This is a genomic window from Virgisporangium aurantiacum (genome assembly GCF_016863635.1).
Taxonomy (GTDB): domain Bacteria; phylum Actinomycetota; class Actinomycetes; order Mycobacteriales; family Micromonosporaceae; genus Virgisporangium; species Virgisporangium aurantiacum.
In genome coordinates, this window is record NZ_BOPG01000078.1 from 1 (window position 1) to 20,738 (window position 20,738).

The following is a 20,738-nucleotide window of genomic DNA, read 5'->3' on the forward strand; positions in this document are numbered from 1 at the left end:
GCCGATCCCCAACACGGCGAAGGCCTGCTACACCCGCACGGGCGGACCCAACGGCTACGGCACCACGTGCGCCGCCGAAAACGGCACCTGCACGTTCAGCGGCTCGCAGACCGTCGCCTTCGGCGCCAACGGCAGGTACGTGTTCCGCAGCTTCACCGCAAGCGCTCCGTGCACCGCGGCCGCCTTCGGCGGTGACCCGCTGTTCGGAGTACAGAAGTCGTGCTATCTGACCCCGTGACAGCAGATCGCGGCTGGTCGGCACCGAACCTCGCGCCGACCAGCCGCCCGGTCATCAGACCGTTCCGCCGATGTAGGCGAATCGCCAGTGCTGCCACTCCTCATAGCGGCCCCAGCACTTCCACTGGACGACGTCCCCGCTTGCGGTCTTGTCGAGGCACTTTCCGCTGTGGCGGGCGGCCAGCCGGTAGTAGCTCGTGTCGTCGACCTGGACCAGTTCCCACTGTTCGTTGGTGCCGTTCGAGCACGTCGCCTGTACCACGTCGGACCCGTTGGCCTGGCCGTAGTAGGCCACGTTGAGGCACATCCCGGTGTGCCGGGCCTTGATGTAGAAGTAGTCCTTGTTGTCGAAGCGGCCCGCGGATTCCTTGTACCACAGTTGATTGTCCGCGCCCACGCAACGCCATACACCGACATTGGCCGCGTGCTGCGTGGAGGCGCCCCAGACGTCGAGGCATTCGTCGCTGTACCGATTGACGATCTGGTAGTAGGCGGGCTCGTCGCTCGCCTGCGCAGCGGTCGGCAACGCAAGGCCGCCGATGGCCGCCGTCAGCAACGCCAGACAAGCCATGATGAGCGGTCGTGCGCGCCGTAGTGTCTGATGCATCGTTCCTGCCCTCGTCGAGATGGACCTGGTCGCCCTCCATTGGGCACCCTGGGGAAGGCGCCCCGAATCAGGGGAGGACCCTGGTGATGAGGGCGGACCCACCCGAGGCTCAGCGCAACCGAGCTGGCCGGTCAGGAGAATCGGACGGTCGTCGACCGGCCCGGTTTCAGGGTGATGGTCGTGCGGAACGTGCCGGCGCGCAGCTCGGTTGACGTGCCGCCCACGCTGCGGATCGTGGCCACCGTCGCCGTGCCGCTGCGCCAGGTCAGGTCGACCTCGAAGCCACCATTGGCGCCGATCCCGGTGACCCGGCCCTTGGCCGCCCAGGCTTTGGGCAGGGCGGGCAGCAGCTCGATCACACCCGGCCGGGAGTAGACCAGCATCTCCAGGGCCGCGGTTGCACCGCCGAGGTTGGCGTCGATCTGGAAGATCGTGTAGGCGTTGTTCTGGCTGTACATGTCGAACCAGTTGGACGCCGTGCCGTTGCCGTTGTTCAGCGACGGGCGCAGGACGGTCAGGTACAGCTGGTACGCCTTCTCCGCGTCCTTGAGCCGCGCCCAGCACAGCGACCGCCAGGCGCAGGCCCAGCCGTAGCTGTCCATGCCGCGGGCGGTGAGCAGCGCGCGGACGCCGTCGATCTGCTCCTTGGGGCTGTCATCGAGGTTGATCCGGTCGCCGGGGTACAGGCCGATCAGCGGGGACAGGTGCCGGTGCAGGGTCTCGCCGAGGTTGTCCGGGGTCATCCACTCCTCGAGCCAGCCGGACTTCGGGCTGACCCGCGGCAGGTACAGCTTGGCCTGCCGGGCGGCCAGGTCGGTGGCCAGCGCCTGATCGCGGTCGAGCACGCGGGACGCGATCCGGAACTGCCGGAACAGATCCCAGGCCAGTTCCTGACCGTACGTGTTGCCCTTGCCGTCGGGTCCGTGCTCGGGCGACCAGGAGGTGTCGTCGACGAGCACCTCGCGGCGCGACCCGTCCGGATCGGTGACCGTCGTGGGGATCAGCCGGGCCTGCCAGAACTCGGCCGCACCCTTGAGGACCGGATAGATCAGGTCGAGGTACGCGCGGTCCTGGCTGTACTCGTAGTGCCGGAACAACGAGTTGCACAGCCAGGCGTTGCCGGACGGATGCCAGCCCCACCCGCTGCCGCCGTGGATGTTGGTGGAGAACGCGATCGCCCAGCCGGCGATCTTCCCGCTGCTGTTGCGGAACCGGTTGCGGGAGTCGTTGAACAGGCGCGTGGTGACGTCGGTCCAGGCGGGCAGCTGGGAGACGCAGTACCGGGCCAGCGGGTACGCGTTCTCGCCGAGGCCGGCCGGGTCGGCCAACCAGTAGTTCATCTGGACGTTGATGTCCGTGTGGTAGTCCGCGTACCAGTCCGGGTTGTTGTTGTGCACCCAGATGCCCTGCAGGTTCATCGGCAGCCCGTCGCGGGACCCGACGATCGTCAGGTAGCGGCCGTACTGGACGTAGGCGGCCTCCAGCTCCGGGTCGGGGGTGGTCGGGTCGGTGTAGCGGACGGCGATCCGCGACCAGGAGTCCAGCGACCGCTGCACCGTCGACGACCGGCCCAGGTCGATCGTCATCCGGTCGTACTGCCGCCGGTAGTCGGCCACGTGGGTGGTCAGCAACGTGGTGCCGGCAACAGCCGCGGCCGCCGTCACCTTGACGCGCGCGACGGCCAGCGGGTCGGTGGCCGGGCTGCGGTAGTTCGTCGCCGCGTCCGGGGCGTAGTCGGTGCCACCGCACACGACGACGAGCAACTCGCGGCAACCGGCGAAGGTCAGCCTGCCGCCGTCGACGCCGACCCGCCCGGTGGCGCTGACCGCGGTCACCGCCGCGGCATACCGCAGCCCGTTGGACAGCGTCCCGGCGAAGGACAGCTGCCCGGCGCCGCCGGCGGTGGTCTCGCCGTGCGTGCCGTCCAGCGTGATCGTGCCGGTGTGCGGCCCGCCGGTGAGCCGGACGATCACGACGTCGTCCGGGTGGCTGGCGTAGACCTCGCGGCGGTAGCGGGTGTCGCCGTGCCGGTAGGACGCCGACACCACGCCGTTGCTGAGGTCGAGCTGCCGGCGGTAGTCCGCGATGGCGTCGCCGGTGTGCCCGGGCAGGGCCACCCGCACCTTGGCCAGCAGCCCGAAGCTGCCGAAGTCGTTCGGGCCGTACGGCAGCTGGCCGTCGTCCTGAAGCGTGTCGTTGCGGGTGCCGGTCCAGAACGAGCCGTCGGTCAGGTAGAGGAAGTCGTCCGCGGGATCGCCGCCGACGAGAGCGCCGAGCCGGCCGTTGCCGACCGGCAGTGCCTGCTCGATGATCCGGGCCTCGGTGGCGGGAGTGCGGTACCAGAGCGTTGTCGCCTGGTCCGCCGGCACCAGTTGCACGTCGGACGGACGGGTCGGTGCGCCGTGGGCGGCGAACGGCCGCGTTCCGGCAAGGGCGAGGCCGGCGCCGGCAGCGCCGGTGACCCGGAGGAAGTCGCGACGGGAAGGCGGAGCCACGGCGGCATTCCCTTTCAGCAGGCGGCGGTCAGGCCGGTCCAGTCGGCGCGGTCGTTGTAGCCGCCGTCGCCCCCGTCGCCCACCACCAGGTCGAGCACCCGGACGGTGGTCAGATCGACGTCGATCCGGCGGGTGTCGTCGCGGGTCAGCAGCCCACTGTCGAACAGCACCCGGCCGTCACCGATCACCTGGAAGGTCGCGGTCGCGCCCTCCGGTCCGACGTTGCGGACCGCGTCGTCGATGCCGACCATCGCGGTCAGCCGGTCGCACCGGCCGCCGAGGTAGTAACGGACCGCGGACGGCGACGCGACCCCGATGCCGGTCGGGTACACCTGGCCGAGCACGCTCAGCGGCGACCCACCACCGACGCTGAGATCGATCGTCGGACTCATCCAGCCGCTGGTCGCACTGATCCACGTGTGGTGTGACAGGACGACCTCGCCGTCGGGCGGTGCCGGCGCGACCACCACCGCCGAGACCGTGGTTTGGGCCAACCGCCGGCCGCCGGCAACGCCGTACGACGTGGTGGCGGTCAACGTGGCCGCGCCGGTGCTCGCGGCGGCGGGGAGCGTGACCGCGAAGGCGACGGTGGCGGCACTGCCGGGCGCCAGCAGCGCCGGTGCGGCGCCGATCGGTATGACCGCCCAACCGGTGGGCGCGGCCAGGCTGGCCTTCGGTGCGAAGACGGGCCGGGTGCCGTCGTTGCGGACGGTGACCTCGACCCGCGCCACGTCACCACCGGCGAGCACCGGCGCGGTGCCGTCCGGCGTCGGGAGACCGCCGACGTTGGTCACCTGCGGGAGGCCCGCGGTCACGTGCGGGACGCCGGGCTTGCCGCGGGCCGGGCCGACCCGGAACAGCGCGGCGCCGTGGGCCGCGACGGCCGCGCTGATGGTGCCGGCGCTCTCGGTGACCTGGTTGGTCCAGGCGTTCCGGAGGGTGAACCGCCGCCCGGAGAGGCCGACCGACGAGGCCGTCGTGGTGAGGATCTTCGGGCTGTCGCCGCGGTTGAGCAGCATCACGGCCCGCTCGCCGTTGGCCAGTCGCTTCACCCACGTCTCCGTCGTACCGGCCGGCCCGACCCGGACGGCCTGGACACCGGCCGGGTCCTGGTTGATCGCCAGCACGTCGGGGTCGGTGAGCGTGTCGACGGAGGTCCGGCTGAGCTTGCGGACGTCGCTACCGATCACCAGCGGCGCGGCGGCGACGGACCACAGGGTCATCTGGGTGCGGAACTCCTCGTCGGTCATCCCGAGTTCGGGGCCGAGGTAGTCCGGGTCGTTGAAGTGACCCGGGCCGGCGACCTCCGGGTGCCGCGCGTTCGCGTCGTAGTTGCGCAGCACGTCCTTGAATTTGATGTCGAACACGAAGCCGACGTCGGTGTAGGTCCGCCAGGATTGTGCGATCGCCGGCGCGTAGGTCCAGGAGTACGTCGACTGCTGCTCCGGCGGGTAGTTGCCCCAGTCCGGTGAGGTCACCGGGTTGCACAGGTTGAAGATGATCGGCCGGTGGCTGGCGTTGTTCCGCAACGCCCGCGCGAACTCGGTGAAGACCGTCTTCGGGTCCAGGTCGGCGGCGATCCCGCAGAGGAAGTCGACCTTGACCGCGTCGAACTTCCAGGCGGCGAACTGGTCGGCGTCGCGCTGGTAGTAGCCGCCGCTGCCGAGTCCGCACCGGCCGGGGATGTACGGTCCGGCGTCCGTGTAGATGCCGGCCTTGAGGCCCTTGGAGTGGATGTAGTCGACGAGCGGCGTCAGCCCGTTCGGGAACCGGGTCCGGTCGGCCCGCAGGTCGCCGGCGGCCGTCCGCGGTTCTGGGTCCTGCCAGCCGCCGTCGAGCCAGACGATGTTGTAGCCGGCCCGGGCCAGCCCCTTGGCGACCAGCGAGTCGGCGACCTCGCGCACCGACTGCTCGGTGAAGTCGCCGCCGAGGCCGAAGTAGGTGTTCCAGCCCTGGTAGGGCGTCGAGCCGAGGATCTTGTGGCCGGTCGGCGCGGCTGGCGCCGCACCCGCCTGGGCGGGCGCGATCAGGAGACCAGCGGCGATAGCGAACAGGGCGGTGAGCGCATGCCGTTTCACATCAGAAATCCTGCGGCTCGTTTCGCCGTCATGTCAAGATTATTTCATAAATTATGAGTTGGACTTTGCCGGGCCGCGGCGCGAGGCGGCGCGGCGCGGTGCGGGGCGGTCAGCGGACGGCGCTGCCGGGGTCGTGGTCGAGCAGCGCGAGATCCTCGCGGAACGGCAGCCCTTCCCAGTCGCCGCGCGTGGCGACGGCGAACGCCGCGACGGTGACCGCGCGTTCGAGCCGGCCCACGACGTCGGCGCCGTCGAGCATGCCGGACAGCAGCCCGGCCACGAAGGCGTCGCCGGCGCCGACGGTGTCGACCACCGGGACCGGTCGCGCGGGCCGGTGCAGCGAGCCGTGCCCGCCGTGACTGGTCGCGCCGCCGGCACCGTGTTTGACCACCACCTCGGACACGCCCGCGGCCAGCAGCGCGGCGACCGGGTCGGCGTCGTCGGTGAGCACCGACAGCTCGTCGTCGGAGGCGATCACAAGGTCGAGCGAGGGCACCAGGGGCCGCAACGCGGCCGCGGCCCGCCGGGCCGGCCACAACCGGGTCCGGTGGTTGACGTCGAGGCAGACCAGGGCGCCCGCGGCACGCGCGTGGCCGACCGCGGCGCGTACCGCGGCGTACGGACCGTCGCCGAGCGCGCAGGTGATTCCGGTGACGTGCAGGATCCGCGGCGTCCGGTCGGCGGCGAAGGCGGGGGGCACGTCGAGCGCGGCCAGTTGCGAGCCGGCCGAGCCGGTGCGGTGGTAGCTGACCCGGGTGCGGTCACCGACCCGGGGTTCGAACAGGATCAGCCCGGTCGGGGCGTGCGGGTCGACGCGCGCCAGGGAGAGGTCGACGCCCTCCGCGCGCAGGCAACGCCTGATGAGTTCGCCGGGCTCGTCGGCGCCGGTGACGCCGAGCCAGCTCGCGCGATGGCCCAGCCGGGCAACTCCGATCGCGACCGTGGACTCGGCACCGGCGATGGACAGGTGTGCCGGTCCGCCGAGCCGCAACGGCCCGGCCATCCGGAACGCGGCCATGGTCTCGCCGAGGGTGAGTAGGTCGATCATCCGGCTGTTCCGGCGAGGAACGCGGCGGCGCGCTCGCGCAGCCCGGCGAGGTCACCGCCGTGGGCGGCGTCACCGAGCAGCGGCGAGCCGACGCCGACGGCGACCGCGCCGGCGCTCAGGAACTGCGGCGCGAGCAGTGCGTCGACGCCGCCGACGGGTACGAACGCGGTCTCCGGGAACGGGTCGCGCAGTGCGCGCAGGTAGGCCGGGCCGCCGACGGAGGCGGGGAACAGTTTGACCGCCGCGGCGCCGGCGAGGCCGGCCTGTACGACTTCGGTGGGGGTCAGCGCCCCGGCCAGGACGGGCAGGGCGAGGCGGGCGGCCTCGGCGAGGCTCGGTGCGATGGCGGGGGTGACGAGGAAGGTCGCGCCGGCGTCGGCGGCCCGGTGGGCGTCGGTCTCCGTGAGGACCGTCCCGGCGCCGAGGGCGAAGTCCGGGCCGAGCGCGGCGCGGGCCCGGCGGATGGTGTCCAGCGCCCCGGCGGACGTGAGCGAGACCTCGATCAGGCCGACGCCGCTGTCGGCGAGGGTGAGCACGCTGTCCAGGGCGGCGCGCGGGTCGGTGCCCCGCACGATCGCGAGCAGGCGACGGGTGCGCAGGGTGTCGAGCAGGTTCATGCGGTGGTGCCTCCGCGACGGTGGGCGGCGATGGTCAGACGCCAGGTGACCCGGCCGGCCGCGGGCACGGTGGCGGCGTCACCGGGACCGGCCGTGGCCAGGTCGAAGACCGCGCCGAGCATCGGTTCGACGCCGATGCTGCGGTAGGGACCGGGCTGGGGCCAGCCGCGCAGGTTGCGCCACAGGGCGGTGGAGCGGGGTTGCCCGGCGCAGTCCAGGTGCAGGGTGAGCCGGTCGGGTCCGTCGACGACGCGTACGGTCGGGCAGTCGGTGAGGATCGCGCCGACGGCGGTGCCGTCGTCGGGGCCGAGCCGGTCGAGGGTCAGCCCGGCCGGTGCCGGCCAGGGCCCTTCGAGCCACGGGCCGGATTCGGGGAACACCCGGGTCGCGGTGCCGGCGGGTGCGTCGAGGCGGGCGGCCGGGCTCAGGTCGAGCAGGGCGTGCGCGGCCCACACGAACCGGTAGCCGGGATCGGCGTCCAGGACGTAGTCGACCAGGAGCTCGCCAACGCGTTCGCGGAGGCGCCTGGTCAGCGTGAACTCCGGTGTCGCGACCGTCTGCGTGTCGCCGGCGGGCTGCCAGGGGCGCGCCCACACGTCGCCGTGGTCGGGCCGGCCGCGCACGGTCGGCAGGCACTCCTCGAGACCACCGGCGTCGACGAAGTCGTCGCCCGGGACCGCGCCGCGGCGGCGGGTTCCGGCCCGGTGCCAGAGCCATTCGCGGCCGCCGCCGGCGAGGCTGGTCCACCGTCCGCCGTGGGCCGGGTCCAGCACGGCGCGCAGCGCGACGGGGGCGTCGGTCACCATTCGGCGAAGGATCCGTCGTCGTGGCGCCAGATCGGGTTGCGCCAGGTGTGGCCGGTCGCGGCCGCCTTGCGGACCGCCGCCTCGTCGACCGTGATGCCGAGGCCGGGAGCGTCCAGGCGGTTGATGTGCCCGTCGACGAAGGCGAACGGCGCCGGGTCGACCAGATAGTCGAGCAGTTCGGAGCCCTGGCTGTAGTGGATGCCGATGCTCTGCTCCTGGATGAGGAAGTTCGGCGTGGCCAGCGCGACCTGCAGGCTCGCGGCCAACGAGATCGGACCGAGGGGGCAGTGCGGGGCGAGGACCGCGCCGTAGGTCTCGGCCAGCGCGGCGATGCGCCGCACCTCGGAGATGCCGCCGGCATGCGACAGATCGGGCTGCACGACCGCGACGCCGGCCTGCAGCGGGGTGAGGAACTCGGCGCGGCCGTACAGCCGCTCGCCGGTGGCGATGGGGACCGTGGAGCAGGTCACAATGTCGTGCAGGCGGTGGGCCTGGTCGGGCAGGACCGGTTCCTCGGCGAAGAACGGCCGGAGGTCGGCGATCTCGGACAGGATGCGGCGTACGGCGGCGATGCCGGCCCGGCCGTGGAAGTCGATGGCGACGTCGCGGTCACGGCCGAGGGCCGCGCGGGCGGCGGCGACCCGGTTCACGACGGCGTCGACCTCGGCCGAGGTCGGGATCGGCGACAGCCGTCCGGAGGCGTTCATCTTCACCGCGGTCATCCCGGCCTCGGCCTGTGCGGCCGCCTGCTCGCCGATGTCGATCGGGTCGTCGCCGCCGATCCAGGCGTAGATCCGGACGCGGTCGCGCACCGGCCCACCGAGCAGAGCGTGCACGGGGGCGCCGTAGGCCTGTCCGGCGATGTCCCACAGGGCCTGGTCGAGGCCGGCGACGGCGCTGGACAGCACGGGGCCGCCGCGGTAGAAGCCGCCCTTGGTCATGACCTGCCAGTGGTGCTCGATCTGCAGCGGGTCCTGGCCGATCAGGAGTTCGGACAGCGTCTCGACCGCGGCGCGCACGACTTCGGCGCGGCCTTCGACGACGGGTTCGCCCCAGCCGACCAGGCCGTCGTCGGTCTGCACGCGACAGAACAGCCACCGCGGCGCGACGAGGAACGTCTCGATTCGGTCGATCTTCACCGGTTTTCCTTCTCCTTGCGGACGTGCGCGACGTCCTGTGCCGCCTTGTCCAGCAGGTCGCTCATGGCGCGTTCGGCGGCCGCGGCGTCGCGGACGCGGATCGCGGCGACGACCGCCTGGTGGCTGGGGACCGGGTCGTCGTCGAATGCGGCACCGTGCACGAGGCGGTCGCGTTCGGCCAGGCCGGTCTCCATGACGACCTTCATCCGCTCGAGCCACTCGTTGTGGGCGGCGTGCAGCAGGGCGCGGTGGAAGCTGAGGTCGGCCGCGACGGCGGCGGCCGGATCGTCGCGGGCGTCGGCCATCTGGGCCAGTGCGGCGTCGAGCGCGACGAGGTCGGCGTCGGTGGCGCGGGCCGCGGCCAGCCGCGCGGCGGCGGGTTCCACGATGGCGCGTACCTCGTGGAGCTGGTCGAGCAGCGCGGCGTCCGCGCTACCCGCGAACTGCCAGCGGATGACGTCGGCGTCGAGCAGATTCCAGTCGGCGCGCGGGCGGACGAACGTGCCGCGCTTCTGGCGGGCGTCGACCAGGCCCTTGGCGGAGAGCACCTTCAGCGCCTCGCGCATCACGGTGAGACTGATGTCGAGCTCGTCCTGCAGCGCGGCGAGGTTGATCGTCGCGCCTTCGGGGATCTCGCCGGAGAGGATCCGCCCGGCGACGATCTCGACGGTCTGCCCGTGAACGCCGCGTCCTGTGTAGTTTGGCAATGATTCGCGCCTTCTCGCTCGTCGGTCAGGTCAGGCCGATGCCTTGGTGGCGGTCCAGCCACCGTCGACCACCAGGCTGGCGCCCGTGACGTAGGCGGCGTCGGCGGAGGCGAGGAACGCGATCGTCGCGGCTGCCTCGTCGGGGGTGCCGAACCGCTTGGCCGCAGTCTCCGCCACGCTGGCGCGGCGGTCCGCATCGGATACCCCGTCCCACGCCGCGGTGAGGATCGGGCCGGGTAGCACGGTGTTGACCCGGATCTCGGGCCCGTACTCGACGGCGAGCTGGCGGGCCAGGGCGACCAGGCCGCCCTTGGCCGCGGCGTAGGCCGGGCGGCCGGGCAGGCCGACCAGGGCGTGCACCGAGGAGACGACCACGACCGCGCCGCGCTCGGCGCGCAGGTCGGCGAGGCACGCGCGCACGCCCAGGAAGGTGCCGGTGAGGCTGACGGCGAGCTGGTGGTCCCAGGACTGGCGGCTGGTCAGATGTGCCGGCGTGACCTCGACGGCGTAGGCGTTGCTGACCAGGATGCCGATCGGGCCGAGTGTGTCGCGTACCGCGGCGGTCGTGGACTGCCAGGCGGCTTCGTCGGATACGTCGCCGATCACGGAGAGTGCTCGCCCTCCGTTATGGTTGATCTCGTCGGCGATGGGGCCCGCATCCGTGATGTCGAGCAGGCCGACGGCCACTCCCTCGACGGCGAGCCGGCGGGCGGTGGCCGCGCCGATGCCGCCGGAGGCTCCCGTGATCAGGGCGGTCATGCCGTCGAGGCCGCGCATGGGTTGGCTCCCATCTAGTCATTAATTACGAATATATCTTGACAGTCGCGAGGGCGCGATGCAACCTGTTGGACACACGGGCTTACGTGATCGAAATACACACAGTCAGCCCTCGGCACCCCCTCGGGAAGGATCTCCAGTGAGCGACTTCGAGCCCGGTCGCCGCCGGCTGCTCGGCCTCGGCCTGGCAGGCGTCGGCGCGCTCGGCGCCAGCGCGCTGCTGGGCGCCTGCGCCAGCTCCGCCGGTTCCGGTGGTAACACGGGTGGCGCCGTCACCCTCCAGTCGAACCTCTCCTCGCCGCAGTCCAAGGCCGGCATCGAAAAGGTCGTCGCCGAGTTCAACAAGCTCGGCAAGGGCACGGTGACACTGAACACGATCGCCGCGGAGGTCTTCCGCACCCAGTTGGCGACCAACCTCACCTCTGCCAACCCGTCAGACGTCTTCACCTGGTACGCGGGTTCCGTCGCCAACGCCTACGCGACGAAGGGTCTGCTGCTCGACGTCTCCGACGTCTGGAAGGGACTGGCCGACTACCCCCAGTCGATGCGCACCCTGTCGACCGACAGCACCGGAAAGCAGATCTTCGTACCAACCAACAACTACTGGTGGGGCTTCTTCTACCGCAAGTCGAACTTCGCCAAGTGGGGCGTACAGCCCCCCAAGACCTGGTCCGACTTCATCGGGGTCTGCCAGGTCCTGCAGGGCAAGGGCATTCCGCCGATCGGCATCGGCCTGGGCGACACCCCCTGGGTCGCCTCCGCCTGGTTCGACTACCTCGACATCCGCATCAACGGCGCGCCGTTCCACCGCGACCTGCTCGCCGGCAAGCAGCGCTTCGACAACCCCAAGGTCAAGGCGGTGTTCGCCAAGTGGCGCGAGGTCCTGCCCTACTTCGACCCGAAGGGCAAGGCCTACCCGTTCCAGGAGGCGACGACCGCCCTGCTGGGCGGCAAGACCGGCATGTTCCTCATCGGCACCTTCTTCGCCGACGCGGCACCCAAGGACGCCCTCGACGACATCGACTTCTTCCAGTTCCCGATCATCGACCCCGCGGTGCCGGTCGCGGAGGAGGCGCCCACCGACGGCTTCTTCGCCAGCGCCAAGTCCGCCAACCCCACGGGCACCAAGGCCCTGCTGACCTACCTGGCCTCCGCACCGGCCCAGGAGACCTACATCGCCAACAGCGCCGGCATCGTCCTGCCCGCCAACCCCAAGGCCAAGGCGAAAGACTCGCCGCTGGTCGCCAAGGGCAAGGCGATGCTGGCCGACGCCGCGGAGCTGACCCAGTTCTTCAACCGCGACTCCAGCGATGAGCTACAGCCCACCGCGGACGTCGCGTTGACCAAGTTCATCGACAAGCCCGACCAGATCGACGCGATCCTCGCCGAGTGGCAGACGTCTGCCGAGAAGGTCTTCAAGGGCTGACGTGACCGCGATCAGCTCCACGAGGAGCACCGCACAGCGGCGGCGGTCGTGGCCGTCGCCGCTGCTGCTGGCATTCGTCCTGGTGCCGTTCGTGATCGAGAGCATCTGGGTGTTCTGGCCCGCTCTCCAGGGGATCTTCTTCTCGTTCACCAAGTGGGACGGGATCGCGCCCCCGGCACCCGTCGGCTTCGACAACTACGTCGAACTGGCCGGCGACCCGGTCTTCCGCGGCGCCCTGGGCAATACGGCCCTGTGGCTCGTGCTCTTCGGTGGGCTGTCGGTCATCGGCGGCTTCGGCATGGCGCTGGTTCTGCAACGCGAACGCCGCGGCGTCAGCCTCTACCGCGCCGCGCTGTTCCTGCCGGTCGTCTTCTCCCTGGTCGTCACCGCGCTCGTCTGGCGGGTCTTCTACCAGCCCGACGGCGTCGTCGATCAGGTGCTCACCGCCGTCGGGCTCGAACATCTCATCCGCCCCTGGCTGGCCGACCCGCAGACCGCGCTCTACGCCGTGATGATCCCGGCGCTGTGGCGCCAGATCGGCTACATCATGGTGCTCTACCTGGCCGGCCTCAAGGCCGACGACCCGGCGGTGCACGAAGCCGCCCGCGTCGACGGTGCCAGCAGTTGGCAGCGGCTCTGGTACGTCACCATTCCCCAGCTCAAGGGCGTCAACGCGGTTGTGCTCTCGGTCATCGTGATCGACTCGCTGCGGTCCTTCGACATCGTCTGGTCACTGACCCGCGGCGGCCCGTACCACTCCTCGGAGCTGCTGAGCACCTACATGTACTCGACCGCGTTCCAGAGCCTGCGCCTGGGCTACGCCTCCGCGATCGCCGTGGTGATCTTCCTGCTGGCGCTCGTGGTCATCCTCGGCTACCTGGTCCGGGCGTTCCGGGAGGAGACCTGATGGGCAGGTTGCGCACCGGCGGTTTCCACGCCGCCATGACCGTGGTGTCCCTGCTGTGGCTCGGCCCGATCATCTGGGTCGTCGTCATGTCCACCCGCACGTTCGACGACATCGCCGCCAACGGTGTGGGCAGCCTGCCGCACTCGTTCACCCTGGACACCTACCGCCAGGCGTGGACCGACGGCGGCGAGCTGCAGGCCCTGATCAACAGCATGCTGGTGACCCTGCCCGCGGTCGGGCTCAGCCTGGGCCTGGCCGCGATGGCGGCCTTCGCCCTGAGCCGCTACCGCATCCCGTTCCGGCGCACCATCCTGCTGCTGATGCTCGCCGGCAACCTGCTCCCCCCGCAGATCCTGCTCATCCCCGTCAGCAAGTTCAGCGAACTGACGGGTCTGTACGACACGCTCTGGGCGCTCATCGCCGTTCAGGTCGGCTTCGGTCTTGGTTTCTACACCTTCGTGCTGCACGGCTTCATGCGCGACCTGCCGATCGAGATCCAGGAAGCCGCGACCATCGACGGCGCCGGCGTCGGCATGATCTTCGCCCGGGTGATCCTGCCGCTGACCAGACCGGCGCTGGCCGCGCTCGGCGCCCTGTCGTTCACCTGGATCTTCAACGACCTGCTGTGGGCCATCACGGTCATCCGCACCGACGACAACATGCCGGTCACCCCGGCGCTGCTCGGCCTGCAGGGGCTGTTCGTGTCGTCCTGGAGCGTGATCGCCGCCGGGACCGTCATCGCCGCCGTGCCGACCGTCGCCGTCTTCCTGGGGTTCCAGCGCCACTTCATCTCCGGCCTGGCGATCGGATCGGTGAAGTGACCACACCGGCCGAATCACGGCAGTGGACGCTGCGCGGCGAGCACACCGAGTACACCGTCGCCGTGCCCGGACACGGTCGCTGGTTGGAACTGGTCGGCTGGGGTCCGCACGGCGTCACCGCCGGCCCGTCACCGGTGGCCTACACCGGGCCGACGCCGTTCCTCACCGCTGGCGACTACGCCCCGGTCGAGTACGCGACCGACGCGGTGCGCCCGTTCGCCGGTGCCGAACTCGTGGTCGAACTGCCGACCGGTGACCGGCGCGTGTCGTGGGCCTTCCAGGACGCCACCGGCGACGACCGGCAGCTCCGCGTCCTGTTCACCGACCCGGTGACCGGGCTGCGGGCCGGGCACTGCTACCGGATGGCTGACGGCACCGACGTGATCGAACGGTGGGTGGAGCTGCACAACCCGGGCGACACCACACTGCTTCTGGTCGAGGCCGCGTCCGCCGGGTTCACGATGCCGACCCCGCACGGCGCACGGGTCAGCTACCAGTGGGGCCAGTGGGCGCAGGAGTTCCAGCTCGACCACGTCGACCTCGGCCGGGGCCGGTTCAGCGTCGGCAGCTCGCAGGGCGTGCCGGGACACCTGTTCGTGCCCTGGCTCGCGGTGCGGGACCGGGTCGACGACGGTCCGACCTGGGGCGTGGCGCTGGCCTGGACCGGCTCGTGGGAGATCAGCGCCCGGCGCGACACCGGTGGGCTGACCCGGGTCAGCGTCGGCCGCCACCTCGCCGACGGCCCGCTCGAACTGCCCCCCGGCGCGACGCTGACGCTGCCGGTGGCGGCCGGCGCCTACAGCGACGACGGCCTGACCGGCCTCGCCCGCGTGTGGCACACCTACCAGCGGGGGCTCGCCGGCGACCGCCTCGATCGGGTCCGTCCGGTCCTCTACAACTCGTGGGAGGCCACCGGATTCGCCGTCGACGCCGGCAACCAGCTCGCGCTGGCCCGCACGGCGGCCGACATCGGCGCGGAGGCGTTCGTCGTCGACGACGGGTGGTTCGTCGGCCGCCACGACGACCGCGGCGGGCTGGGTGACTGGAGCGTCGACGCGGCGAAGTTCCCCGACGGCTTCGACGCGTTCATCGCCGAGATCCGCGCCATGGGACTCGTCTTCGGCCTGTGGGTCGAACCGGAGTGCGTCAGCCCCGCGTCGCGGCTGTACGCGCGGCACCCCGACTGGGTGTATGCCGTCGACGGTCGCCCGCAGACCCTCGTCCGCAACCAGTTGCTGCTCGACCTCGGGCGGCCGGAGGTCGCCGAGTTCGTGCACAGCACGGTAGACGGGCTGCTGCGACGCCACGACATCGGCTACCTGAAGTGGGACTTCAACCGGCCCCGCACCGAGCCCGGCCGCAGCGGGCCAGGTGCCGCGGTCGACCTCGACGGTGCGCACGTGGCCAACCTGCACCGCATCTACGCGCGGCTGCGCCGCGACCATCCCGACGTGACCATCGAAGCCTGCGCGGGCGGCGGCGGACGCACCGATCTCGCGATGGCCGCCCACGCCGACGTGTTCTGGCCCAGCGACAACACCGGTCCCCTGGACCGGCTCGCCATCCAGCACGGGTTCCTGCACGCCAACGCGCCACACCTGCTCAGCTCCTGGGTCACCGACGCCCCGGGCCTGTTCGACCCGCGCCCGCGGTCGCTCGCGTTCCGGTTCGTGCTCGCGATGGCGGGCGTGCTCGGAATCGGTGCCGACATCCGGCATTGGGACGCGGCCCAGCGCGCCGAGGCCGCGGCGTGGATCGCCCGGTACAAGGAGATCCGCGGCGTGATCATGCGCGGCGAGGTCCACCTCATCGGCGGTCCCGACCAGGAACGCTGCGCGGTGCAGTACACCGCGCCCGACGGCGCGACCGTGGTCGTGCTCGCCTGGCACACCGGGCGCCTGCACGGCCCCGGGTCGCTGCCGTCGCGGCCGGTGCGCCTGCCCCTGCGCGGTCTCGGCCGCCAGGCTGTCTACCGGCGGGGCGAGCAGGAGTACTCGGGCAGCCACCTGAGCGCGGTGGGCCTGCCGGTCCGGTGGACGACCGACCACGACGCGGAACTGGTCGTGCTGCACCGCGTCGATCCTGGGCACGTCGTCTCACCTCGCTACTTCACCGAACCGGCCAGCACGCCCTGCACGAAGTAGCGCTGGAAGGCGAAGAACACGAGCAGCGGCACCAGCATCGAGATGAACGCGCCGGGTCCGATCACGTCGACGTTGGCCGAGAAGGCCCGCATCTGCTCGCGCAGGGCTAGCGTCACCGGTTTGCTGTCCGGCCCCGCGAACACGAGCGCCACGAGCAGATCGTTCCAGACGAACAGGAACTGGAAGATCGACAGCGAGGCGATCGCCGGCCACGACAGCGGCAGCACGACCCGCCGGAACGTCATCATTTCGGAGGCGCCGTCGATGCGCGCCGCCTCCAGCAGATCGCGCGGGATGCCCCGGAAGAAGTTGCGCAGCAGGAAGATGGCGAACGGCAGGCCGAACGCGACGTGGAACGCCACGACCGCCGGGATATGGCCGTAGATTCCGAGCAGCCCGAAGATCTTCGCGTCGGGAATGATGGCGACCTGGACCGGCACGACGATGAGCGCGACGACAACGACGAAGACCTGCTCGCGCCCCGGAAAGTCGATCCAGGCCAGGGCGTACGCGAACAGCGCGCCGAAGGCCACGACCAGGATCGTCGACGGCACGGTGATCAGCACGGAGTTGAGCAACGAGTGGGTGAAGTCCGCGTTGCCGAGCAGCCGGGTGTAGTTGTCGACCGTGAGCTGGCCCGGCCGGGTCAGCACGGTCCACCAGCCGGTGGCACTGTTGTCGGCCGGGCTGCGCAGGCTCGCCACGGCGAGCCCGATCGTGGGCACCAGCCAGAACACCCCGACCACCACGATGATCGTCCGCAGCACGGCGCCGCCGACGCGGTCGACGACCCGCGATGCGAGGCTGCGCCGGGGTGGCCCGGTGATCGCGGTTCCGGCCGGCTGGAGTTGCGGCACCGGTGGCGTCACGACATAAGTCATTGGTCCCTCCGCAGGCGCCGGATGTTGAACAACATGGCGGGAAGCACGAGCACGAACAACATCACACCGAGGGCACTGCCGAGGCCGTAGTCGAGGTCGCCACCGAAGGAGACCCGGTACATCTCCAGGGCGATGACGGTCGCGTCGTCCTGGGAGGACTCGGGTGGAAGGACATAGACCAGATCGAAGATCTTGAGGACGTTGATGGCCAGTGTCACGAGCACGACCACGAGCACCGGCCGCAGCAGCGGAATCGTAACGAGCCGGAAGGTCTGCCATTCGGTGGCGCCGTCGATGCGCGCCGCCTCCAGCGCGTCGCGCGGGATCGCGGCCAGCCCGGCGGCGATGAACACCATGGCGAACCCGGCCCAGATCCAGATGTAGGCACCGATGACGGCCGGCGTGACGAGACCGGGGCCGAGCCACACGAGACCGTCGGACGGCGGGGTGAAGTTCGACGCCGGGAGACGCACGAGGTACCCGGTGCCGGTCAGCTCGGGAAAGGAGAATCGGCCCGACGCGTCGGTCGTGGCCCGGCCCACGACGGCACCGTCGCGCAGCACTTCGACCGAGACGTCCGGGAGCCCCGGTTCGGTGCCGTCGACGACACCGGGTTGCCCGCCGCCGCCCCGCGTGAAGTCGAGCCACACCACGCCGGACAGCCCGGTCGACGCGGGCGTCCCGGCGGGGCGCGCGTCGTCCGGCACCCGCGTCGCGGGCAGCCCGACCAGCGGTAGGAGAACGGGGCTGCCCGCCGCCACGGGTGCCGCGGTCACCACCGCCCCGTGGTCGGTCGCGAGTGCGGCGTCGTCGCGCGGGGTGGCGCCGTGGTACTTCGACGGCGGTTTGAACGCGTCGTGGACGGCGACGACGGCGGCGTTGACGACGCCACGGTCCGGGCTCTCGTCGTAGACCATGCGGAAGGTGATGCCGGCGGCGAGGAACGAGATGGCCATCGGCATGAACACGACGGCGCGCAACGCGGTGCGCAGCCGCAGCCGTTCGGTCAGCACGGCCAGCACGAGGCCGAGCGCGGTGACGACCGTCGGTGCGATGAGCATCCACACGATGTTGTTGGTGATGGCGCGGCGCGTCCCGGGCGAGGTGAACATCGTACGGTAGTTGTCGAGTCCGACCCAGTGGCCGGTGTCACCGCCGTGCAGGCTCAGCCAGATCGTGTACCCCATCGGGTAGACCACGAGAACGGTCAGCATGACCGCGGCCGGGCCGAGGAACATCGCGGTCAGCACCGGCCCTTCGCGGCGGCGGCGGGCCCGTCCACTCCGGACCATCAGCTGCTCCCGTAGTCCTTCTTCGCCGCGTCCTCGAGCCGCTGCGCGATGCCGGTGACGCCGGCCGGATCGGCGAGCAGGTCCTGCAGGGCCTTCCACATGCTCGCGCTGGTGCTGCCGCCGAACGCCTGCGGGGTCAGGTCGGACATGTCGAACCGGAGCAGGTCGGCGTCGACGACGGCGGTGGCGAGCCGGCGGGTGATGTCGTCGGGGTACGCCGCCGGGTCGACCTTGCGGTTGGGCGAGATGTATCCGACCTTGCCGGCCATGATGGTCGCCGCGTCGGGCGAGGCGAGGAAGGCCATCAGCGCCATCGCGGCCTTCGAGTCCTTGAACGCCACGGCCTGGTCGCCGGCGGTCACGACGGCCGGTTTGGAGCCGTCGATCGACGGCCACTCGAAGAACCGTGCCTGTTCGCCGACCTTGACCCGGCCGAGCTTGGCGATCTCGGCCGCGACGAAGTCACCCTCGAACAGCATGGCCGACTTCGGCGCGCCCTCGCCGAACACGTCGGCGATCGACTGGACGAACTTGAGTTGGACCGCGCCGCGCGGCCCGCCCTGGATCGCCTTCGGCGTCTTCCAGTAGTCGGCCAGCAGGTGCAGCGACCGGATCACCGTGGGGTCGGTCCACGCGATCTCGTGCCTGGCCAGCTGGTCGTACCGCGCCGGACCGGCCAGGCGCAGGTAGATGTTCTCGAACCAGTCGGTCAGCGTCCAGCCGTCGGCACCGGGCACCGCCATCGGCGTGATGCCCGAGTCGCTGAGCGTCCGGCTCGCGGACAGGAACTCGTCCCAGGTCTTGGGTGGGTGGGCGCCGGCGTCGTTGAACGTGTCGGAGCGGTACCAGATCACCGACTTGTTGGCCGCCTTGAAGTACAGGCCGTACAGCTTGCCGTCGATGGTGCCCAGTTGTTGCCAGGCGGTGGAGAAGTTGGCGCGTACGGCGTCGGCGGCCGGACCGGTGAGCTCCTTGATCTGGCCCTTGCGGGCGAACGAGTTCACCACCCCCGGCTGCGACACCAGTGCGACGTCGGGTGGTGCGCCACCGGCGAGCCGGCTGTTCAGCAGGACGGGGAGATCGTCTCCGCCGGAGGTGTACTTCACCGTGGCTCCGGTCCGGCGGCTGAACTCGTCGAGGACCGCTTTGAAGTTGGCCTGTTCGGTGCCGGTCCAGGTCGCGGCGACCTCGAGGGTCTCACCGCGCAGTTCGGTGCCGGCGGTGGAGGTGTCGTCCCCGCCGGAACAGGCAGTCGCGCCGACGGTCAGCAGCGCTACCAGGGCGCCAAGTGCGCGCTTTCGGAACATGGCTCTCCTGTCGGGGGTGTGGCGGCGTCACCAGATGGACAGGCCGGTGTCGAGGTCGAAGACGTGCAGCCGGCCGGTGTCGACGGCGACGTCGACGGTCTCGCCGACGCCCACCCGCGAACGCGGGCTGAACCGGGCGACCAGGCCGGTCCGGTCGTCACCGGTCGCCAACGGGTCGACGCCGGCGTCGCGAGCCAGCTCCAGCACGTCGTCGGTCACGACGCTGCGGGCCGGAACGGTCAGGTGGACGATGAGGTCGGAGCCGAGCACCTCGGTGAGGTCGACGGTGCCGCGCACGACGGCCACCTGCCGGCCCCGGCCCAGGCTCGCGTCCGCCAGATCCTCCGGACGGATACCGACGGCGACCGGCCGGTCGAGATACGGGCCGATGCGGGCGGCGGTGATCGGGGGCAGGATCGGCAGCGTCTGCTCACCGAGTTCGAGGACCAGATCGGTGCCCCGTTCGGTGAAGCGGCCGTGTACGAGGTTCATCGGTGGCGAGCCGATGAAGCCGGCGACGAACATGTTGGCCGGTCGGTCGTACAGCTCCTGCGGGGGCGCGACCTGTTGCAGGACACCGCGTTTGAGTACCGCGACCCGGTCGCCGAGCGTCATCGCCTCGGTCTGGTCATGGGTCACGTACAGGGTGGTGACGCCGAACCGCCGGCTGTTGCGCGCGATCTCCGCCCGCATCCGCACCCGCAGTTTGGCGTCCAAATTGGACAGTGGCTCGTCCATGAGGAACGCCGACGGCCGGCGGACGATCGCCCGCCCCATGGCCACCCGCTGGCGCTGTCCGCCGGAGAGCGCGCGCGGCCGGCGCCGCAGGTGCTCGCGCAGGCCGAGGGTTCCGGCCGCGGCGGCCACCCGGTGCTCGATCTCCGGCGACGGCAGCCGACGCAGCCGTAGCCCGAACGCGATGTTGTCGAACACGTCGAGGTGCGGGTAGAGGGCGTAACTCTGGAACACCATCGCGATGTCGCGGTCACGGGCCGGCAGGTCGTTGACGACGCGGTCGCCGATCCTCACCTCGCCCTCGCTGATGTCCTCGAGCCCGGCGACCATCCATAGCGCGGTGGTCTTGCCGCAACCGGACGGGCCGACGAGCACCAGGAACTCCCCGTCGGCGATGCGCAGGTTCAGGTCGTCGACCGCCCGGGTGCCGTCGGCATAGACCTTGCCCACCGCATCGAGCACAACTTCGGCCACGGCGACTCCCATCTCCGGATTTCCGTGGAGACGATGGTGACCCGATTCTGAACGATCGGCGGCCAGATCCGTAATAAGTAACCGAACCGCGAGTTTGTTCACAAGATCAGCACTATCCCCGAGGAGGCCGTACGACCAAACCGTCGATGACCTGCGTGTTCGTGGTCAGGTGAAATGAGATTCGCCGGTTGGGCGAATACCGTGCCACACATTGTGTGAATGGAACGTTATTCAACCGTG

Annotated in this window: 18 protein-coding genes; 5 read left to right on the forward strand and 13 right to left on the reverse strand. The window is 70.9% G+C overall.

All coding sequences use genetic code 11. The features are described from left to right. Window positions 1-238, forward strand: a 238-nt coding sequence (locus tag Vau01_RS49540) for a hypothetical protein (protein ID WP_204008056.1), incomplete at its 5' end; no start/stop codon positions are given. Window positions 239-292: 54 nt separating this feature from the next. On the opposite strand, the gene Vau01_RS49545 is transcribed toward Vau01_RS49540, so the two are convergent. From Vau01_RS49545 to Vau01_RS49585, 9 genes are all read right to left on the reverse strand, one after another. Continuing rightward, window positions 293-808, reverse strand: a complete 516-nt coding sequence (locus Vau01_RS49545; protein ID WP_204008057.1) for an RICIN domain-containing protein — start codon at window positions 806-808, stop codon at window positions 293-295. Window positions 809-975: 167 nt separating this feature from the next. Continuing rightward, the gene (locus Vau01_RS49550; protein ID WP_204008058.1) at window positions 976-3,339 is read right to left on the reverse strand and encodes a glycosyl hydrolase family 95 catalytic domain-containing protein; all 2,364 of its coding nucleotides are present in this window, start codon (window positions 3,337-3,339) and stop codon (window positions 976-978) included. 14 nt (window positions 3,340-3,353) lie between these two features. Continuing rightward, window positions 3,354-5,417, reverse strand: a complete 2,064-nt coding sequence (locus Vau01_RS49555) for an NPCBM/NEW2 domain-containing protein (RefSeq protein ID WP_204008059.1) — start codon at window positions 5,415-5,417, stop codon at window positions 3,354-3,356. A 109-nt stretch (window positions 5,418-5,526) separates the two neighbouring features. Beyond that, window positions 5,527-6,465: a sugar kinase gene (locus Vau01_RS49560; RefSeq protein ID WP_204008060.1), complete on the reverse strand. Its 939-nt coding sequence runs from the start codon at window positions 6,463-6,465 to the stop codon at window positions 5,527-5,529. Next, window positions 6,462-7,082: a bifunctional 4-hydroxy-2-oxoglutarate aldolase/2-dehydro-3-deoxy-phosphogluconate aldolase gene (locus Vau01_RS49565; RefSeq protein WP_204008062.1), complete on the reverse strand. Its 621-nt coding sequence runs from the start codon at window positions 7,080-7,082 to the stop codon at window positions 6,462-6,464. Before Vau01_RS49565 ends, Vau01_RS49560 begins: the two co-directional genes overlap by 4 nt. Continuing rightward, complete coding sequence (locus tag Vau01_RS49570; protein ID WP_204008063.1) at window positions 7,079-7,888, reverse strand: hypothetical protein; 810 nt, start codon at window positions 7,886-7,888, stop codon at window positions 7,079-7,081. Before Vau01_RS49570 ends, Vau01_RS49565 begins: the two co-directional genes overlap by 4 nt. After that, window positions 7,882-9,027 carry a galactonate dehydratase gene (gene dgoD, locus Vau01_RS49575; protein ID WP_204008065.1) on the reverse strand — a complete coding sequence of 382 codons (1,146 nt, stop codon included), beginning with the start codon at window positions 9,025-9,027 and terminating at the stop codon, window positions 7,882-7,884. Before dgoD ends, Vau01_RS49570 begins: the two co-directional genes overlap by 7 nt. Continuing rightward, window positions 9,024-9,734 carry a FadR/GntR family transcriptional regulator gene (locus Vau01_RS49580; RefSeq protein ID WP_204008067.1) on the reverse strand — a complete coding sequence of 237 codons (711 nt, stop codon included), beginning with the start codon at window positions 9,732-9,734 and terminating at the stop codon, window positions 9,024-9,026. The genes dgoD and Vau01_RS49580 overlap by 4 nt, the downstream gene beginning before the upstream one ends. Window positions 9,735-9,764: 30 nt before the next feature. Continuing rightward, window positions 9,765-10,511, reverse strand: coding sequence for an SDR family NAD(P)-dependent oxidoreductase (locus Vau01_RS49585; RefSeq protein ID WP_204008069.1), 747 nt, complete (start codon window positions 10,509-10,511; stop codon window positions 9,765-9,767). A 139-nt stretch (window positions 10,512-10,650) separates the two neighbouring features. Here Vau01_RS49585 and Vau01_RS49590 point away from each other — a divergent pair, with 139 nt between their 5' ends. From Vau01_RS49590 to Vau01_RS49605, 4 genes are read left to right on the forward strand one after another with little or no spacing between them, the layout of a single operon-like run. After that, the gene (locus Vau01_RS49590) at window positions 10,651-11,937 is read left to right on the forward strand and encodes an ABC transporter substrate-binding protein (RefSeq protein WP_204008071.1); all 1,287 of its coding nucleotides are present in this window, start codon (window positions 10,651-10,653) and stop codon (window positions 11,935-11,937) included. A gap of 1 nt (window position 11,938) precedes the next feature. Continuing rightward, the gene (locus tag Vau01_RS49595) at window positions 11,939-12,844 is read left to right on the forward strand and encodes a carbohydrate ABC transporter permease (RefSeq protein ID WP_204008073.1); all 906 of its coding nucleotides are present in this window, start codon (window positions 11,939-11,941) and stop codon (window positions 12,842-12,844) included. Next, entirely contained in the window at window positions 12,844-13,665 is an 822-nt protein-coding gene (locus Vau01_RS49600; protein WP_204008074.1) for a carbohydrate ABC transporter permease, read from the forward strand. Before Vau01_RS49595 ends, Vau01_RS49600 begins: the two co-directional genes overlap by 1 nt. Continuing rightward, on the forward strand, window positions 13,662-15,809 hold the full coding sequence (locus Vau01_RS49605) for an alpha-galactosidase (RefSeq protein WP_204008076.1): 2,148 nt from the start codon (window positions 13,662-13,664) through the stop codon (window positions 15,807-15,809). Before Vau01_RS49600 ends, Vau01_RS49605 begins: the two co-directional genes overlap by 4 nt. Here Vau01_RS49605 and Vau01_RS49610 read toward each other — a convergent pair. Genes Vau01_RS49610 through Vau01_RS49625 form a run of 4 tightly spaced genes read right to left on the reverse strand, consistent with a single transcriptional unit; the run spans window position 15,770 to window position 20,498 of the window. Continuing rightward, the gene (locus Vau01_RS49610) at window positions 15,770-16,690 is read right to left on the reverse strand and encodes a carbohydrate ABC transporter permease (RefSeq protein WP_204008078.1); all 921 of its coding nucleotides are present in this window, start codon (window positions 16,688-16,690) and stop codon (window positions 15,770-15,772) included. The genes Vau01_RS49605 and Vau01_RS49610 overlap by 40 nt on opposite strands. Then, on the reverse strand, window positions 16,687-17,982 hold the full coding sequence (locus tag Vau01_RS49615; RefSeq protein ID WP_204008080.1) for an ABC transporter permease: 1,296 nt from the start codon (window positions 17,980-17,982) through the stop codon (window positions 16,687-16,689). The genes Vau01_RS49610 and Vau01_RS49615 overlap by 4 nt, the downstream gene beginning before the upstream one ends. Continuing rightward, complete coding sequence (locus Vau01_RS49620) at window positions 17,982-19,289, reverse strand: ABC transporter substrate-binding protein (protein WP_204008082.1); 1,308 nt, start codon at window positions 19,287-19,289, stop codon at window positions 17,982-17,984. The genes Vau01_RS49615 and Vau01_RS49620 overlap by 1 nt, the downstream gene beginning before the upstream one ends. A 27-nt stretch (window positions 19,290-19,316) precedes the next feature. After that, window positions 19,317-20,498: an ABC transporter ATP-binding protein gene (locus Vau01_RS49625; RefSeq protein WP_239152558.1), complete on the reverse strand. Its 1,182-nt coding sequence runs from the start codon at window positions 20,496-20,498 to the stop codon at window positions 19,317-19,319. Between the last annotated feature and the right edge of the window lie 240 nt (window positions 20,499-20,738).

Bases quoted from the DNA above. Each gene is read 5' to 3' on its own strand.
- Vau01_RS49545 (WP_204008057.1), bottom strand. From the start codon at position 808: ATGGCTTGTCTGGCGTTGCTGACGGCGGCCATCGGCGGCCTTGCGTTG.
- Vau01_RS49560 (WP_204008060.1), bottom strand. From the start codon at position 6,465: ATGATCGACCTACTCACCCTCGGCGAGACCATGGCCGCGTTCCGGATG.
- Vau01_RS49565 (WP_204008062.1), bottom strand. From the start codon at position 7,082: ATGAACCTGCTCGACACCCTGCGCACCCGTCGCCTGCTCGCGATCGTG.
- Vau01_RS49570 (WP_204008063.1), bottom strand. From the start codon at position 7,888: ATGGTGACCGACGCCCCCGTCGCGCTGCGCGCCGTGCTGGACCCGGCC.
- Vau01_RS49585 (WP_204008069.1), bottom strand. From the start codon at position 10,511: ATGCGCGGCCTCGACGGCATGACCGCCCTGATCACGGGAGCCTCCGGC.
- Vau01_RS49600 (WP_204008074.1), top strand. From the start codon at position 12,844: ATGGGCAGGTTGCGCACCGGCGGTTTCCACGCCGCCATGACCGTGGTG.
- Vau01_RS49610 (WP_204008078.1), bottom strand. From the start codon at position 16,690: ATGACTTATGTCGTGACGCCACCGGTGCCGCAACTCCAGCCGGCCGGA.
- Vau01_RS49615 (WP_204008080.1), bottom strand. From the start codon at position 17,982: ATGGTCCGGAGTGGACGGGCCCGCCGCCGCCGCGAAGGGCCGGTGCTG.
- Vau01_RS49620 (WP_204008082.1), bottom strand. From the start codon at position 19,289: ATGTTCCGAAAGCGCGCACTTGGCGCCCTGGTAGCGCTGCTGACCGTC.